At 34.3% G+C, this 16,128-nt stretch carries 17 protein-coding genes; 11 read left to right on the forward strand and 6 right to left on the reverse strand.

Annotated elements, in window-relative coordinates; translation table 11 throughout:
• The first annotated feature begins 15 nt into the window (after positions 1–15).
• From F9279_RS02850 to F9279_RS02870, 6 genes are all read left to right on the forward strand, one after another.
• A complete protein-coding gene (locus F9279_RS02850; RefSeq protein ID WP_152111200.1) occupies positions 16–1,293 on the forward strand; it encodes a hypothetical protein in 1,278 nt (425 codons plus the stop codon).
• 20 nt (positions 1,294–1,313) lie between these two features.
• Positions 1,314–2,861, forward strand: a complete 1,548-nt coding sequence (locus F9279_RS02855; RefSeq protein ID WP_152111202.1) for a CehA/McbA family metallohydrolase — start codon at positions 1,314–1,316, stop codon at positions 2,859–2,861.
• A gap of 527 nt (positions 2,862–3,388) precedes the next feature.
• A complete protein-coding gene (locus F9279_RS25535) occupies positions 3,389–3,529 on the forward strand; it encodes a hypothetical protein (RefSeq protein WP_226793150.1) in 141 nt (46 codons plus the stop codon).
• A gap of 58 nt (positions 3,530–3,587) precedes the next feature.
• Positions 3,588–3,872, forward strand: a complete 285-nt coding sequence (locus tag F9279_RS24920; protein ID WP_193224417.1) for a hypothetical protein — start codon at positions 3,588–3,590, stop codon at positions 3,870–3,872.
• A 188-nt stretch (positions 3,873–4,060) separates the two neighbouring features.
• Positions 4,061–4,399: a methyl-accepting chemotaxis protein gene (locus tag F9279_RS25540; RefSeq protein ID WP_319020738.1), complete on the forward strand. Its 339-nt coding sequence runs from the start codon at positions 4,061–4,063 to the stop codon at positions 4,397–4,399.
• 349 nt (positions 4,400–4,748) lie between these two features.
• Positions 4,749–5,732 (forward strand): ketoacyl-ACP synthase III, encoded by a 984-nt coding sequence (locus tag F9279_RS02870; protein WP_152111206.1) that lies wholly within the window; start codon positions 4,749–4,751, stop codon positions 5,730–5,732.
• Between the two features lie 57 nt (positions 5,733–5,789).
• Here the strand turns inward: F9279_RS02870 and F9279_RS02875 are convergent, their stop codons facing one another.
• Positions 5,790–7,235, reverse strand: a complete 1,446-nt coding sequence (locus tag F9279_RS02875) for a DEAD/DEAH box helicase (protein ID WP_152111208.1) — start codon at positions 7,233–7,235, stop codon at positions 5,790–5,792.
• Between the two features lie 381 nt (positions 7,236–7,616).
• On the opposite strand from F9279_RS02875, the gene F9279_RS02880 reads away from it, so the two are divergent.
• On the forward strand, positions 7,617–8,963 hold the full coding sequence (locus tag F9279_RS02880; RefSeq protein ID WP_226793153.1) for a GHKL domain-containing protein: 1,347 nt from the start codon (positions 7,617–7,619) through the stop codon (positions 8,961–8,963).
• Positions 8,964–9,049: 86 nt separating this feature from the next.
• On the opposite strand, the gene F9279_RS02885 is transcribed toward F9279_RS02880, so the two are convergent.
• Positions 9,050–9,661 (reverse strand): YczE/YyaS/YitT family protein, encoded by a 612-nt coding sequence (locus F9279_RS02885; protein ID WP_152111210.1) that lies wholly within the window; start codon positions 9,659–9,661, stop codon positions 9,050–9,052.
• On the reverse strand, positions 9,658–10,092 hold the full coding sequence (locus F9279_RS02890) for a GNAT family N-acetyltransferase (RefSeq protein WP_152111212.1): 435 nt from the start codon (positions 10,090–10,092) through the stop codon (positions 9,658–9,660). The genes F9279_RS02885 and F9279_RS02890 overlap by 4 nt, the downstream gene beginning before the upstream one ends.
• 116 nt (positions 10,093–10,208) lie before the next feature.
• Here F9279_RS02890 and F9279_RS02895 point away from each other — a divergent pair, with 116 nt between their 5' ends.
• Together F9279_RS02895 and F9279_RS02900 are read left to right on the forward strand one after the other, a co-directional pair.
• On the forward strand, positions 10,209–10,661 hold the full coding sequence (locus F9279_RS02895; protein WP_152111214.1) for a MarR family winged helix-turn-helix transcriptional regulator: 453 nt from the start codon (positions 10,209–10,211) through the stop codon (positions 10,659–10,661).
• A gap of 18 nt (positions 10,662–10,679) precedes the next feature.
• The gene (locus tag F9279_RS02900; RefSeq protein WP_152111216.1) at positions 10,680–11,195 is read left to right on the forward strand and encodes a GNAT family N-acetyltransferase; all 516 of its coding nucleotides are present in this window, start codon (positions 10,680–10,682) and stop codon (positions 11,193–11,195) included.
• Between the two features lie 165 nt (positions 11,196–11,360).
• Here F9279_RS02900 and F9279_RS02905 read toward each other — a convergent pair whose 3' ends face one another.
• From F9279_RS02905 to F9279_RS02915, 3 genes are all read right to left on the reverse strand, one after another.
• On the reverse strand, positions 11,361–11,657 hold the full coding sequence (locus F9279_RS02905; protein ID WP_152111218.1) for a putative quinol monooxygenase: 297 nt from the start codon (positions 11,655–11,657) through the stop codon (positions 11,361–11,363).
• 67 nt (positions 11,658–11,724) lie between these two features.
• Positions 11,725–12,153 (reverse strand): MarR family winged helix-turn-helix transcriptional regulator, encoded by a 429-nt coding sequence (locus tag F9279_RS02910; RefSeq protein ID WP_152111220.1) that lies wholly within the window; start codon positions 12,151–12,153, stop codon positions 11,725–11,727.
• Positions 12,154–12,324: 171 nt separating this feature from the next.
• A complete protein-coding gene (locus F9279_RS02915; RefSeq protein WP_152111222.1) occupies positions 12,325–12,966 on the reverse strand; it encodes a nitroreductase family protein in 642 nt (213 codons plus the stop codon).
• Between the two features lie 411 nt (positions 12,967–13,377).
• On the opposite strand from F9279_RS02915, the gene nirB reads away from it, so the two are divergent.
• Both nirB and nirD read left to right on the forward strand, forming a co-directional pair.
• Positions 13,378–15,783 carry a nitrite reductase large subunit NirB gene (nirB, locus tag F9279_RS02920; RefSeq protein ID WP_152111224.1) on the forward strand — a complete coding sequence of 802 codons (2,406 nt, stop codon included), beginning with the start codon at positions 13,378–13,380 and terminating at the stop codon, positions 15,781–15,783.
• Between the two features lie 25 nt (positions 15,784–15,808).
• Positions 15,809–16,126 (forward strand): nitrite reductase small subunit NirD, encoded by a 318-nt coding sequence (gene nirD, locus F9279_RS02925; RefSeq protein ID WP_152111226.1) that lies wholly within the window; start codon positions 15,809–15,811, stop codon positions 16,124–16,126.
• The last annotated feature ends 2 nt before the right edge of the window (positions 16,127–16,128 follow it).

A 16,128-nucleotide genomic window follows, 5' to 3' on the forward strand; every position in this document is an offset into this window, starting at 1 on the left:
AAGGAGTGGAATAAGATGAGTGTTTTGAACCCTGTAAAAATGCAGCATTTAGACAGTAATCAATCTAGTATTATCATTGAAGAAAAAGGATATTACACGATTAATCTGAAGGCAAAAGCATCTACTTCTTGGAAAGAAGAAAGCAATGAATCTCTTATGTTGAGACTATATGTTAATCAAGTACACCACCAAGATATTATTTTGTTTTACGGAAATCAGAGCTTTACTTACAAGCGTCTTCTTGGAGAAATGGAGCCTGGTACATATGAAATAGAATGGATTTGTGAATCTCCTCGTAACAGTGAGGCATTTGCTGAAATGGAAAGCTACAGTGTTGAAAAGTTAGAAGTAAGTGAGCGAGAAACACTGGCTGTTCGATTTGCTCCGAAGCTTTATGGTCGATCTGTTTATAGTTCATACGATAATTTATACACAGATACTCCTTTAGAGATGATTTATTTTTTTGAAGAGTGGGAACGAGGATTGGTGATTGAATATCATATGGTATTTAGTCATGAAGATGAGGGAACACCTGCTGTTCTTCTCATGTCAAAGTGGGGGCGACTGTTAGATATTGAATACATGGCTAGAATCTATTTGAATGAATATAATGAGATTGATCATATTGAATACCAAGGTGCAGAGCATCAGGTAAAACCATATAAGGGACCTTTCTTAGAGGGGGAGAGGGTCATTCTTCAAACGGCCACATGTAATGGTAATTTTACGGATAAAATCACAAGTTCTTATCATTTTTCCTTTATCCCAAGTTATGAGTGGAAAGTAGAACAAGAGGCTCGCGAAGTGGTGATGCAGCGTTTTCCGTATATTAATCATGTGATGGCCTGGGAAGCAGAGAGACAGTTAAAGAATTACCCACTAGCTTACAACAGAATCCAAAATGTTTATCAATATGCTTATATTCAATCTTCTGTTTGGGAAGTTGAGCTTGGTACACCAAGTGTAGATTTCCTAGTTCGGTTAAAAGGAGAAGAAAAGTGGCAGTCCAGTTCTTTTCAGCATAAAAAGTTTGGTTCCTTTTCAGCAGCATACACAGGACCTTACAACCACTTTAGTACGACGATTTGTTTACCAGAAGGAAAGACGATGGAGGATATCGTAGAATTGAAGATCGCTTTAATAAATGAAAAAGTATCTATGGCAAATGTAAAGGATTTGAAAATTTTTGCGTATGATGAAAATGGAAACCTGGAGAAATATTTGGAGACAGCTTTTGACGAGAATTTAACTGTTTTTGAATCGGAGAAGATCGTTTGGAGAAAAGAGATGTAAGGAAGGTGTAAAACAACAAGATGAGAGAAGAAGAGGAACAGATTTTATTTGAGATTACTTCAAATATTACAAATAAAAGTGCACAATCACATATACAACACACCTTTTTTGTACCAGAAAATTCGGAAACAGTATACATAGATTTCTCTTATGATCCACCACATGAAAAAGAAATCAATGAAAACTATAGGTTAATGGAAGAGGCTTCAAGCTATTATGAAACAAAGATATCACACAATAGTCATGATCCTATTAGAAATTTATTAACACTATCACTAAATGACCATGATGGATTTAGAGGAGCACGTCATTACCATTCTCCTATCCAGCATGTAGAAATTAGTGATTCTCATTCAAGCCCAGGTTTTTTAAATAGAAAAAATACAGCAGGTTTATGGTCTGTTACAGTAAGTGTTCATGCATTGGTAACGAAAACCTGTGAATATCGGTTACGTATCTATAGAAAAACAAATCAAGATAATTATTCGACTATTCCTTGGAGAAATAAACCTTTATTTCAAGAGATAAAAGAGAATGAAAGTGGTATACCAAGTTTTCCTAAAGAAGAAGGTTTCAGAAAATGGATTGCTTCTGAATTGCATACACATACCTATCATAGTGATGGAAAACAATCGGTTCTAGAGATGGTAGAGGTTGCAAAAAAAATGGGGATTGAAGCGGTTGTCATGACAGATCATAATACGATCAGTCCTTTTGAAGAAATAGAAGATGCAAAAGCAGAATCGGGCATAAACATTTTATATGGTCTGGAATGGACTACCTTTTATGGACATTTACTAACAGTAGGTTATAAGGAGCCAGCTTATACCGATTGGAGAAAAATAGGTCCTTTAGACATTGAGAAGGGTATTACGGAAATCCGTAAACAGGACGCCTTGGTTGGTATTGCTCACCCATTTCGAATTGGTAACCCGATTGGTACAGGCTGTCACTGGGAATTTTCATTTGAATCAGTAAATGCTTTTGATTTTATAGAAGTTTGGAATTCCACAAGACCAGGCTTTAAATCCTATAATCAACGTGCTTTTCAATATTGGACAGAGTTGTTGAATAAAGGATATAGAATTACGGCAACAGCAGGTCGAGATTGGCATCATAATGAAGAAAAAAATCCATTACCAGCAGTTACTTATTTACAAATGCCCGAAGTTTCTATTGATAAAGATGCTTTTCGAACAGACTTTTTACTCGCAATCCGTGCTGGAAGGGTTAGTATTTCTTACGGAAAACCACTTCAACTTACGGTTAAACAAGGAGAAAGCATGTATGAAGTAGGAGATATAGTAAGACATCTCGATCATCAACCTATTCACATACAAGTATGTTCAGAGGAATGGAATCATAATAATCGAATGGATAAAACGCAGGCAACTTTGGTTATTGTAACAAATGATGGAGAAGTAGCAAGTGGATGTCTAGGTCAGTTGCATCTAGAAACGGAGATAAATAGTAAGGATGTAAAATGGATTCGATCAGAATTATATGTACCGATTGATAATGGGGACCCAGAATTGGTTGCATTTACGAATCCTGTTTATGTTAGGTGAAAATTTACAGTGACAACCTATTAAAATATAACGTTTAGTAAAGAAAGATAAAAATATTTGTAAGAACCTAGTAAAAAATCCCAAGTGTTAAACGGTAAAGAACAATTGGGGTTTTCTGCTGTTTATTTTATATTTTCATCTTTCATAAACAAACCGAGATAAAAACTTCTTCGTTTCCTCCTCCTTTGTCTTATCAATAATCTCTTCAGGTATACCTTGCTCTAACAATAACGCCATCCTCTATAAAGATAATTCAATTCGCAATGTCATATCCAAAGCTCATTTCGTGTGTGAGGATAATCATGGTAACTCCTTCTTTAGCAACCTTCTTAATTACGTAAGCAGTGTTGTTGGCAAATATTCTAATTCAGCTTTAAAGGCTTTAAACATCCTGCTTACCTGTGCTAGATCATCTAATGTTAAAAAATCATTGCCTGAATTACTATCCACAATAATAATCTAGTTATACCAGGTAAAAACTGTGGAAATAGAATAGTCAAATTCGTAAAGGTAATGCTAAATTAATGATGAATTGTGTTTTTAGGATACATTTACAGCTGAAGGAATTATCTGTAGGATATAAAATTATGGTTTTTCTTTCCGAGGAAAAAGAGGGTAAATTAGTATGGAATATGTTACCTGTACTAGATAAGAAAGCACTTCAATAGTTGGAGAAAATGTCGATACAATAAGTATCTAAGGTTTTTCATAGAAAGGAAGTAATCAATGGACATCGTTCAATCATTTATTCAAACTCTTCCCATTATCAAACAGTTAATGAGAGAGGACATTATGATTACTATATATGATCAAGATAAATATATCCATTATTCCCCGAGTGCAGATCTCGATTTTGGTTTTAAGGCTGGAGATCCCTTACCAACTCAATATCGAAACTTTGGAATAATGGATCAGCATAAGGTAAGTAGAATTAGGATACCTAAATCGGAATATGGGATAGCATTTCTATTCCACTTAGAGATGAAAATGGGCGTCTTTTTGCTGCAATAAGTGCAGCAGTTTCTACTAAAACAGAAGAACAGCTTACAGAAATTATTCATATTATTGAAGCTACGAGTAGTACTCTATTAGAAACTATTCAACACATTGCTGCACATTCTGAAGAGTTATCTGCGACAACAGAACAAATATCCTTTAATGTACAAACAGCTGTAGCGGAATCCACGAAAGTAAATGAAGTGACTCAGGTTATAAATAATATAAGTGCTCAAACAAATCTACTTGGTTTAAATGCGGCAATAGAGGCAGCTCGGGTAGGGAGCGCAGGTGCTGGATTTGGAGTAGTAGCAAGTGAAGTTCGTAAACTGTCAGAAGAGACAAAGAAAGCAACGATTAATATTGAAGATACCTTAAAGAAAGTGCAGGATACCATGAAATCAATGAACACTGATTTCAAAGAAATTGCTGTCTCTACACAGGAAGAAGCTAAGTTAGTTAGCAGCTTTATGGGGGAAATTGAGAATTTAAATAAAGCTACTCAAAATCTTAAGGTATTAATGGAAGAGTTGACGAAGTAGAATTTTATAAATAATAGCCCTTCTATCATGAGGGCTATTTATTATTTCATTATAGAAAAGAAAACTTTCCTATGGTGTAAAAAAATATGGTATACCTTTAAATGTACAATAATCAACAAGTTAAGAAAAGAATCTCCAGTATTCCCCCCCGGTAATACTAAAACACTACATGTAACAATTTTTCATCTCACTAAACTAAACTACCTCTAATTTCATAGTCTATTTGCTTACTAAAGGGCATTCACTTCTATGTAAATAAGTTGCGGAGACTAACAATCAGTGATAAAATGCATATAATATTAGTACCAGGTCATATTAATAAGTAATAATTATAATGAGGTGAAGCTATATGTTACATTCAAAAGCACGTATAACTGCAATTGGCTCTTACGTACCAGAACGCAAATTAACCAATGGAGATCTTGAAAAGCTGGTAGAGACAAACGATGAATGGATTGTGAAAAGAACAGGAATTAAGGAACGAAGAATAACCAATAAGGATGAATTCACAAGTGATATTAGCTATCAAGCAGTTCTAAACTTAATGGAAAGATACAGTATATCAGTAGAAGATGTTGATTTAATTATCGTTTGTACATTAACTCCTGATTTCAAGACACCTAGTGTTGCTTCTCTTCTACAAGCAAAACTAGGCATAAGAAATACGGGAGCAATTGATTTAAATGCTGCTTGCGCAGGTTTTACTTATGGACTACATGTAGCAAATGGATTGATTACAGCTGGTCTGAACAAGAAAGTCCTAGTAGTAGGTGCAGAAACCTTATCCAAAGTAACGGACTATACAGATCGAACAACATGTATTCTGTTCGGAGATGGAGCGGCTGCAGTTCTTGTAGAATATGATGAACAAGATCCAAGTTTTATTTCTTTTCATATGGGTTCTGAAGGAGAAGCAGGGCAGAATTTATACTGCACAAACCTGTCAAATCAAATGAATAATACAATTCTAGAAAACCCTGGGTATATTGTGCAAAATGGGAGAGAAGTTTATAAGTGGGCTGTTAAAACTGTACCAAGTGGAATGCAGACTGTAATGAATAATGCAAAAATGGCTCTTCATGAAGTGGATTGGTTTGTTCCACATAGTGCTAATTTAAGAATGATAGAGTCCATTTGTGAAAAAAGTAATTTCCCTATAGAAAAGACTCTATATAGCTTAGTTGAGTATGGAAATACTTCTTCTGCAACTATTCCATTGTCCTTGAGTTCAGGTGTAGAAAATGGTCAAATCAAGAATGGGGATACTTTATTATTATATGGTTTTGGTGGCGGCTTAACATATGCAGGATTATTGATTAAGTGGAGTATTTAATTAGAAGAAGGAAGTGAGTTAGTTTCACTTCCTTTCATGAACTTAAGATTACATTTCTTATTTTAATGCTTTACTTACCTTCAGCTTTTTCCCTTTAATGGTTGCATTTTCTAATGCTTGTATTACTAAGGAGCCTTTTCCATTAAGTATATCTACATAAGACATATTGTCATGAATGGTGATTATGCCAATATCTTCAGCTGTTACTCCAGGAATCTTTGCAATAGTTCCTACGAAATCGACTGCTCGAATCTTCTTCTTTTTCCCACCGTTAAAATGTAGCTTGATGATATCTTGGTTAATTCGAGCTGTTTTGTTATTTCTAACCACACGACGTCCGCTGATTTTTTCTTCAAATGCAGCTGTTCCTGCCATAACCTCCTGATGAGTAGGAGCTTCTACTACAGGAATCTCAAAACCGATATATCTTTCAATTGCTTTTACATATTTTCCTACATACGGCGTAGTAAAAGTAATGGCTTTCCCTTTATTACCAGCACGTCCTGTTCTTCCAGTACGGTGAACATAGCTTTCTTTCTCCATTGGGACGTCATAGTTAATAACTAGTGTCACATTATCAATATCAATTCCTCTTGCAGCAACATCTGTTGCAATTAGATAACGGAAATTGCCCATTTTGAATCCATCCATTACAGCAAAACGATCTTCTTGCTCTAAACCTCCATGGATTTTTTCGCAGGAGTAATTAGCTTGCTCTAACTCGGTAAATACTGTATCTACTTGTTCTTTGGTGTTACAGAAAATGATACAGCTATCTGGGTTTTCAACTACTGATACTGCTTTAAGCAAAGCAATCTTATTATCTTCTTTCCCTTCTATTAGAGAATGTTCGATGGTATTAGTAGTTACGCCTGTAGAAGCAATCTCGATATGAGTTGGATTGCTCATATATTTATGACAAAGACTCTCCACATCCTTAGGTAATGTTGCAGAAAATACCATGGTAACTCTGTTTGCAGGAAGTTGTTCTATTATGGATTCTACTTCATCAACAAAACCCATGTTTAGCATTTCATCCGTTTCATCTATGATTAGATATTTTACCTTGTCTAAAACAAGTGTACCTCTATCGATATGATCCATCATACGACCAGGAGTTCCAACAACCACATGTGTTTTTTGTTTCAGTTCCTCTTTTTGTTTGCTAAAAGGTTCTTTTCCATAAACAGCTGTTGCTTTAATTCTTTTAAACCTTCCGATATTCGTTATATCGTCGCGTACTTGAGCAGCAAGTTCGCGAGTAGGGGTAAGTATTAATGCTTGAGGGTTCTTTTCTTCCCATTTTATTAATTCGCAAATAGGGATGCCATAAGAGGCCGTTTTCCCACTACCTGTTTGAGATTTTACGACTAGGTCTTGATTTTCTAATGCTAAAGGTATAACTTGATTTTGAACATCTGTTGGAGTTGTATATTTTAAAACAGCAAGTGCTCGGGCAATTTCATCACTAATATTGTAGTCCTCAAAACTTTTTTCGTTCATTTTTATAACCTCATTTTTCTTATAATTGGTTTTGTATTTATAGCATTCTCTCGTAGGAGATCTGGTATGCAAAAGGTGCATAACGTCTATTATACGGGAAATGAAGGAGAAAAGGCGGTTATTAAAAATAAAAGGTAGATATCAACGAAATAAGAAGTACTTAATGCTTGTTGTTATTAGGATGGAAGGAATTCCTATTAGGAGTGAGCATGTTACTAGTGATAGGCTTAGTTTTTCATCTTGTGCTATAGAATAGGAAGAAATTTAGAACAGAGGAATGTAAGGATTGAAATTTAGAAGTTTGTATGTTATTCCCTTCCTTAATAGAGTACAATTATACCTTGAATTATTTATTTGTTCGGAAAGGTGGGGAGGAAGAAATTGTTAAAGAAAAAGAAATTAAAGGCCATTTTTATATTATCTATTCTGTTATTTGTTCTTTTAATGGTAGTTAATGTGATTTCTTCTTTTTTTAATATAAGAAAAACAACTCTTAACTCCATCGCCAATCAGAATATTGTTGTTGCACAATCAATAGCTAGCTCATTGGATGTAGAGACTTATCAATCATTTCTCGAAAATCCAGTGAAAAATAAGGCATATGATGAAATTAAAGAGTACTTAGAAGATGTAAGAGATAAAAATGGTGCTTTGCATGTGTATACATTGCTTGTTGATAATCCTAAAGTATCTAGGGCAATGATTGTTGCTATGTCTGAAGAAGGGAAAGAAGAATTTCCAATAGGCGGAATTTGTACGGTTCCCGAAGAACAAGTGAAAATGGCATATGAGGGTAGGATTTTTACTACGGATATTATAGAAGATTCTACCTATGGAGATTATCTTACAGTGGGGGTTCCGATAAAAGATCCTGCAAATAAAATAATTGGCTATTTAGGGATTGATATTAGTGCAGATGTTTTTAATTCCATCAGTGAGAAAGCCTTTAGAAGTAGTATTTCTAACATAACCTTTAATGGATTATTCATCATAATTATGATTATAGCTTTTCTTATTCTTCAAAATTTATATATGCGAGAATTGAAGAAAGAAGTGGGAGAGACGGAAGATACCTATCAATTGGAGCTTCAATCATTAATCTCGTCCGTTCGTTCATTGCGACATGATTTTTCTAATCATATTCAGGTTATTCATGGTTTATTGAAGCTTGAACAGCATGAAAAGGCATTGGATTATTTAACTAGTTTGTCTAAGGAAGTAAGTGTTATAGAATCAATTAAATTAGATGTGAACAATCCAGGGTTTTCCGTGTTTCTACAAACAAAGAAACTATCTGCTCAGAACCATAATATTGACATCCATTTTAATGTTTCCTATGACGAATTCGATAAAATAAAAACAATTGATTTGATTAAAATACTATCAAATTTAATAGACAATGCTATAGAGGCAACATTAGAGTTGCCAGATGAAGAACGAAAAATAGACATTATATGTAAAAAAGTTGAAAACATTTATCTGTTTAAAATCACCAATACAGGTCCAGAGATTCTTGGAAAGGATAGAGAAAATATCTTTAAGAGTGGCTTTTCTACTAAAAAGGTGCAAGAAGGGAAAATGAGGGGTCAAGGATTATTTATTGTAAAAGAGGTAGTAAGTAGATATGGAGGAGTAATTTCAATAGAATCCAATCATAATCAAACCGTTGCGACTGTAAAAATCCCTATAAGTAAGGGAGAATTACTTTCTAAGAGTGGAGTAGACTAATTGATTATAATTAGAATGGCAAGTATTTACCTTTATTGTGAATAATGGGAAATAAATAGGATGTCGCAGCTTTTGTGGACATCCTATTACTTTATAGGTTGATTTGAAAGGTTCAATCTAGACATAAAGAAACTAAGAGTAGGACCTCCAAAGCATACAGTGAGTAATGTACCTAATCCAATAGGTCCACTAAAAATAAAGGCAATAATAAGAAATAGTAGATAGATAATAGTTCTAGCTACCATTATGTTACTATTAGTTAAGTGAAGAATAGTTAACATGAATTGATCTACAGGAATTGGTGTGAATTTTGTTTGCAAATAGATGGCTGTGCCTAATCCTGATAAGAGGATTCCAATTCCGAAACAGATGAGTTTACTGAACCAAATCTCAGGATGAAGGATATCTTTTAAGAGAAAGAGCCATAAATCGATACTAACTCCTGTAATAACAGCTGATAGTAACCCGAGAAACTCTGGATTACGCTTTATCAAAATAGAGTTGAGTATAATAATAATAAAGGCTAAAATGATTTCCCAACTACCTATTGTGAGCCCAACTTCTGTAGAGAGGCCGATTAAAAGAGCATCAAATGGAGAGGTACCTAGTTTGGATTGAATAGTAAAGGTAATGCCTAAGCCTAAAATGAAAATGCCTACTCCAAACCAAGTAAGTTGTTTACCATTTAAACCTTTCATTTGATGTCTTTCGTCATTAATACGTGAGGAATACCGTCTTCTATAAATTCACTAGAGGATGATTGGTATCCTAATCTTTTGTAAAACCCTTGTGCTTGTGTTTGACCATGTAATTTAACTTTAGATATTCCACGTTTTCCTGCTAGCTCCTCTAAGGTTGCGATAATAACACTCCCTAGTCCAAATTTGCGATATGGTTCTAAAATACATATTCTTTCTAGTTTCCCAACCATTTCAACTATTCGAATCCTTCCTGTTCCAACAGGATTTCCTTCATGAAACACTAAGATATGTTCGCATGCTCCATTTAATGTATCAAACTCATCAAATTCATCTTCTAGAGGCACACCTTGTTCCACTACAAATATTTCTTTTCTAATTTGAAAGGCCTTTTGTAATTCTTCTTCTGTTGTAATTTTTTGAGCAATCATTGTTTTCCGTCCTTTAATTAAATTCCTAAATAATAATGTTGTAAATGCAATATAATTAGGTTACATTAAATGTATATCAATTATGTTGTAAATGCAACATAAATTAGGGGTGTAAGATGAAAGAACTATTAAGAGAAGTAGGAATGATAGCTAGGGCTTTGGATTCTATTAGTAATATGGAGTTTAAGGAATATGACCTTACTAAGGGTCAATATCTGTATCTTGTGCGAATCTGTGAGAATCCAGGGATTATTCAAGAAAAGTTAGCAGAAATGATTAAAGTAGATCGAACAACTGCAGCAAGAGCGATTAAAAAGCTGGAAATGAATGGTTTTATCAAGAAACTAGCTGACGATAAGAATCAAAAAATTAAAAGATTATTTCCAACAGAGAAAGGCAATAAAGTCTATCCCTTTATTATTAGAGAGCATAAGTATTCAGAAGAGGTTGCTTTAACTGGATTTTCGGAAGAAGAAGTAGAAACAATTTTCTATCTTATTCATAGAGTCAGAAAGAATATAGAAAAAGAATGGGACACTGTGAAGAAAGGGAATAAAAGAAACTATTAAGTTAGGGGTAATAAAAGAATGACGATAAATATAAGAGTGTGTACGCATGACGACTTATCTGAACTTCGAGCAATTAGTTATAAAACTTTCCATGAGACATTTAAAAACCAAAATTCAGAAGAGAATATGACTGCTTATCTAGAAAAGGCCTTTAACTCAAAAGTATTAGCAGAAGAATTATCTCATCCTTTATCAACATTCTTTTTTATCTACTATGAAGAAGAACTTGCTGGATATCTAAAAGTGAATGTTGGTGATGCTCAATCAGAAGATATGGGAGATGAATCACTTGAGTTGGAAAGGATATATATTTGGAGTAAGTTTCAAAAAAGAGGACTAGGAAAATATCTTCTGAACAAAGCATTAGAAATAGCATTGGAACAGCAGAAAAGAAAGGTCTGGTTAGGAGTATGGGAAAAGAACCAGAATGCAATAGATTTTTACAAGAATATGGGGTTTCATCCAGCTGGTGCTCATTCCTTTTATATGGGGGAAGAAGAGCAAACAGACTATATAATGGTTAAAACAATTTGATGATCTGATGTAAACAATGTGAGTAAATCTCCTGTAAAGTATAATTATCTAAGAAAAAGGACATTCATTAGTATAAAAATGAATGTCCTTTCTCTATAACTGAGATGTCTCATTAAATAACGGGAAGCAGTATAACAATTATCTAGTTGATAGTAAATTAATCGATTAAACCTCTAATTGCTCGCCAGCAAATACTTTTACTTCCATTGGAGCAGCCATAAATGTTGGTGCTTTTTGAACAAATGCAGTGAAGTGTTCACTTTTATTATGAAGTTCTGTAGCTTCTGCATCCTTCCAAAGCTCAACCATAGTGTATTCATTTTCTTTTTCACTCGATTTCATTAGCTCATAGCTAATATTTCCTTCTTCGTTTCTTGTAGCAAGTACAAGGGATTGCGCTTCTTTTAGAAAAGTTTGTTCTTGGTCAGCTCTTACTTTTAAATTGGCATGAATAATAATCATGGAATACCATCCTTTTTCATATTTTTTAGTGGAATACCAATATAAAGTCACTATGTTGGCTGTTTCGTTAATAATCCACTATGTTTTTTTTCATCCGATTAAGCATATCTGTTAAAGCTTCTAATTCCTCTTTTTTGAAATCATGTAGCATTTGGTTAACAAAACTAACCTGTTCCTTTTTAAAACCTATAAGGTGACTGCGCCCTTCTTCTGTAAGGCGGACAAAGGTTACACGGTTATCAGAGGGATTTCTCCTTCTTGATACCATTCCCTCCGCTTCTAATAGTTTTAAATGCCGAGTAATGGCAGCACTGTCTATATTTATGGCTTTTTGTAGTGTTGATTGACTAATTTCTTCTGTCCTATATAGCTGAAATAGTAATTCATAACGTGTGGAGCTAATTCCAGTACACCTTTCGAATTTAGGACTTATTTGGTTACTTAGTCCTTTAAGAAGGTGTAAGATTAGTTCTTGATCGGAAAATGAGCAATTCATCTTTGTACCTCCTAAGTCACCATTCTTCTGTCAATGAGTAAGTAGAGGACTTAGGAAAATGCCATTCCTTATTCGTTGACTCATCAAACAATATAATATGAATGGATGAATTATGCAACTTGATTGAAGAACCACACTTACTCCTCTTGCTATTTTTTTATAAATTCTATCTTATTTCCAAGTAGTTGTTGTTTTAACAGGTAGGCGGTAAGACTGGAATCCTTTATTTGCGGCTTTTCCAATAGTAATTAACATAATTGGTAAATATCGCTCTTTATCTAAGCCAAAAGCTTCCGCAATTTGGTCTTTCTCATAACCACCAATTGGGTTAGTATCATATCCGTATGAACGTGCTACTAGCATAAGCTGCATAGATACAAGACCTGCATCTAACATAATAACGTCCTTCATAGCTTCTTCGGACATATTTGCATAAATTGGTTTAAATGCATTCAGTTGATAATCCTTTACTTCTTGTGGCATATAACCATGCTCCACTGCTTTGCTATAGATTTCTTCTGCATAATCAAAGTTATTTTTATCTCCAAATACAGCAATAACTGCGGAAGAACTTAATACTTTATCTTTATTGAATTTTGATAGAGGCGCAAGTGTAGCTTTTCCTTCTTCACTATCAATTACAACAAATCGCCATGGTTGCATATTAATAGAAGAGGGAGCTTTAGAAGCTTGTGCTAATATTTCACTCATTTCCTCACGGCTAATTTTTACTGTTGGATCATACTCTTTTATAGAACGACGTCCGTAGACAATGTCATTGAAATCATTATTTTTTTGAAATTTACTATTCATTATAAGAATCTCCTTTTTTAGTTGACTTATCAATAGTTGACTAGTCAATAATTGATAAGTCAATGATATAAGATGTTCAGTGTAATTGCAACTAAAAAAACTTGAATCATTATTTTTGTTAAGGATAAGAAGAGGTAAAGAGTTAATGGAATGGGACCAAAGCAAAGATTCTCAAGAAAGACTTAAGTTACATTTGTTCATGAAATTGCCATATTCATTTTCAGTTTTATTAGAAAAAGCAGTTATAATGATATTGTAAAAGAAGTATTAAGAATATTTCATTTATGAGTATTGAAATATAAAAACTTTAGCAGTTCTTATTTAAAAAGTTTGAGATGGTATTTCTTAAATAATTATGTGAATAAAGTCACAAATAAAATCCTAATCTATCAAAGTCTTGGAGGGAAGACAATGAAGAAGAAATTAGTCATGATTGGAAACGGAATGGCAGGAGTGCGCACTATCGAAGAAATTTTAAAAAGAGATAGTGCACATTTTGAGATTACTATAATAGGTGATGAACCATATCCAAACTATAACCGAATTATGCTGTCAAATGTACTACAAGGGAAAACGACGGTAGAGGAAATAAATATTAATGATTGGAACTGGTATCAAGAAAATCATGTTCATTTAATAACAGGAGAAAAGGTTATTAAGGTAAATAGAGATAACAAAGAAGTGTTAACAGATAAAGGGCAAACAATTGGATATGATGAGTTAATCATAGCTACAGGATCAAGTGCTTTTATATTACCTGTACCTGGAAGTCATTTAGATGGAGTTATCGGTTTTAGAACCATTGACGATACAGAGAAAATGATGGAAGCAGCTAAAGCTTATAAAAAAGCAGTAGTTATCGGTGGTGGATTACTTGGCTTAGAAGCAGCAAGAGGACTTATTGACCGTGGTATGGAAGTGCATGTGGTTCATTTGTTACCTACACTGATGGAGCAACAACTGGATGTAGCTGCTGCTAATTTATTAAGAAATGATTTAGAAGCACAAGGAATGAAATTCTTAATGGAAAAGCAAACTGCAGAAATATATGGAGAAAGCCGTGTTCAGGGCTTAAAGTTTACAGATGGAACTACGGTTGATTGTGATTTAGTTGTGATGGCAGTAGGGATTCGACCAAATGTTGCAATCGCAAGGGAAGCTGGATTAGAAGTAAATCGGGCTATTATTGTCAATGATCATATGGTTTCATCTGATCCATCTATCTACGCAGTTGGAGAATGTGCAGAGCATAACGGAATTGCCTATGGATTAGTTGCTCCATTATATGAACAAGGCATTGCTCTAGCTGAAGCTATTACAGGTAAGCAAGGAAAAGGTTATCAAGGAAGTATTCTTTCTACTCAATTAAAAGTTGCAGGTTGTGATTTGTTTTCTGGTGGTAAAATTCATGAAGATGAACAAACACAAGCAATCATCGTTCATGACCAATTTGCAAAGGTCTATAAAAAGATTTTAGTGACAGATAACAAAATTGTTGGGATCGTTCTATATGGAGATGCCTCTGATGGAAATCGCCTTTTCAATATGTTGAAAAAGCAAGCAGACATTAGTGAATATACTAGTTCTTCTGTGTTAAGCAAAAGTGGTCAGGATGGAGAAGAGGATCTTGTAGTAAGCATGAGTGCTGATGATACAGTTTGTGGATGTAATGGTGTCACAAAAGGAACCATTGTTCATTCTATCTTAGAACAAGGGCTAACTACATTTGAAGAAGTGAAAGGTTGTACAAAAGCTGGTGGTTCTTGTGGGAAATGTAAACCAATGGTGGAAAGTATTCTTGCACATACACTTGGGGACAGCTTTGATGCTTCTCTACAAAAAACGGGAATGTGTAGTTGCACACCACTTACACGTGATGAAGTAGTAGCGCAAATTCAAGAAAAGCAATTGAGATCACCAAAAGAGGTTCGAATGGTACTTGGATTTGCAAGTGAAGAAGGATGCTCTAAATGTCGTCCAGCTTTAAATTATTACATGCGCATGCTTTTCCCAGAAGAGTATGAAGATGATAAAGCATCTAGGTTTGTAAATGAAAAGCTAGAAGGAAATATCCAAAAAGATGGTACATTCTCCGTTATTCCTCGTATGTATGGTGGAACAACTACTGCTGAGGATTTAATTAAAATGGGAGAAGTAGCGAAGAAATATAATGTACCACTTGTTAAAGTTACTGGCGCAAGTCGTATTGGCTTATATGGAGTGAAAAAAGAAGATCTTCCACAGGTATGGGAAGACTTAGGAATGCGTTCAGGATATGCTTATTCTAAATCACTTCGAAATGTAAAATCATGTGTTGGGTCTACCTTCTGTCGTTTTGGAACACAGGATTCCCTTGGATTAGGAATCAAATTAGAAAAAGAAATTGAAATGGTCGACACACCACATAAAATGAAAATGGGTGTTACGGGATGTCCTAGAAACTGTGCAGAAGTGTTAACAAAAGATTTTGGTATTGTTTGTGTAGAAAATGGCTATCAGTTGTATTTCGGAGGAAATGGTGGTACCGAGGTTCGTGAGTGTGATAGCTTAACTACAGTGGCAACAGAAGAAGAAGTATTAACAATGGCTAAGGCTTATGTGCAATATTACCGTGAAAATGCTAATTATGGAGAAAGAACGGCTCCTTGGGTAGAACGCATGGGTGTTGATATAGTGAAAGAAACATTATTAAATGAAGAAAATGTAAAAGAGTTTGTAAATCGTTTTGAAAAAGCTAAAGCAACGTATCAAGAAGCTTGGAATGCTGTGTTAAACAACCAAAGTGCAAAAGAAATGTACGAAGTAATCAAAGGATAAGTAGTACTACGAGGGGGAACACACAATGATGATGACGAAAGATTGGGTAAAGATAATAAAAGTGTCAGATTTACCTAAGCAAATTGGCAAAGAGGTTCAGGTAAAAGGCAAATCTATCGCATTGTTTCACCTTTCTAATGGTGATATTAGAGCAATTGAGAATAAGTCTCCATACAAAAATGGTCCATTAGCAGAAGGAATTGTTTCTGGAGAATATGTTTTCTGTCCATTATATGATTGGAAAATATCTTTAGTAACAGGTGAAGTACAAAAGCCAGATAATGGATCTGTTGAGGTTTATCAAACAGAAATTAAAAATGATTATATTTATTTAATGGTGTAAAG

Origin of the sequence: Bacillus sp. B1-b2 (assembly GCF_009183415.1) — a bacterium.
Classification (GTDB): domain Bacteria; phylum Bacillota; class Bacilli; order Bacillales; family Cytobacillaceae; genus Niallia.

Bases quoted from the DNA above. Each gene is read 5' to 3' on its own strand.
- F9279_RS02850 (WP_152111200.1), top strand. From the start codon at position 16: ATGAGTGTTTTGAACCCTGTAAAAATGCAGCATTTAGACAGTAATCAA.
- F9279_RS02900 (WP_152111216.1), top strand. From the start codon at position 10,680: ATGACGATAAATATAAGAGTGTGTACGCATGACGACTTATCTGAACTT.
- nirB (WP_152111224.1), top strand. From the start codon at position 13,378: ATGAAGAAGAAATTAGTCATGATTGGAAACGGAATGGCAGGAGTGCGC.
- F9279_RS02855 (WP_152111202.1), top strand. From the start codon at position 1,314: ATGAGAGAAGAAGAGGAACAGATTTTATTTGAGATTACTTCAAATATT.
- nirD (WP_152111226.1), top strand. From the start codon at position 15,809: ATGATGATGACGAAAGATTGGGTAAAGATAATAAAAGTGTCAGATTTA.
- F9279_RS02915 (WP_152111222.1), bottom strand. From the start codon at position 12,966: ATGAATAGTAAATTTCAAAAAAATAATGATTTCAATGACATTGTCTAC.
- F9279_RS02890 (WP_152111212.1), bottom strand. From the start codon at position 10,092: ATGATTGCTCAAAAAATTACAACAGAAGAAGAATTACAAAAGGCCTTT.
- F9279_RS02910 (WP_152111220.1), bottom strand. From the start codon at position 12,153: ATGAATTGCTCATTTTCCGATCAAGAACTAATCTTACACCTTCTTAAA.
- F9279_RS02905 (WP_152111218.1), bottom strand. From the start codon at position 11,657: ATGATTATTATTCATGCCAATTTAAAAGTAAGAGCTGACCAAGAACAA.
- F9279_RS24920 (WP_193224417.1), top strand. From the start codon at position 3,588: ATGGACATCGTTCAATCATTTATTCAAACTCTTCCCATTATCAAACAG.
- F9279_RS25535 (WP_226793150.1), top strand. From the start codon at position 3,389: ATGAATTGTGTTTTTAGGATACATTTACAGCTGAAGGAATTATCTGTA.
- F9279_RS02895 (WP_152111214.1), top strand. From the start codon at position 10,209: ATGAAAGAACTATTAAGAGAAGTAGGAATGATAGCTAGGGCTTTGGAT.
- F9279_RS02875 (WP_152111208.1), bottom strand. From the start codon at position 7,235: ATGAACGAAAAAAGTTTTGAGGACTACAATATTAGTGATGAAATTGCC.
- F9279_RS02885 (WP_152111210.1), bottom strand. From the start codon at position 9,661: ATGAAAGGTTTAAATGGTAAACAACTTACTTGGTTTGGAGTAGGCATT.
- F9279_RS02870 (WP_152111206.1), top strand. From the start codon at position 4,749: ATGTTACATTCAAAAGCACGTATAACTGCAATTGGCTCTTACGTACCA.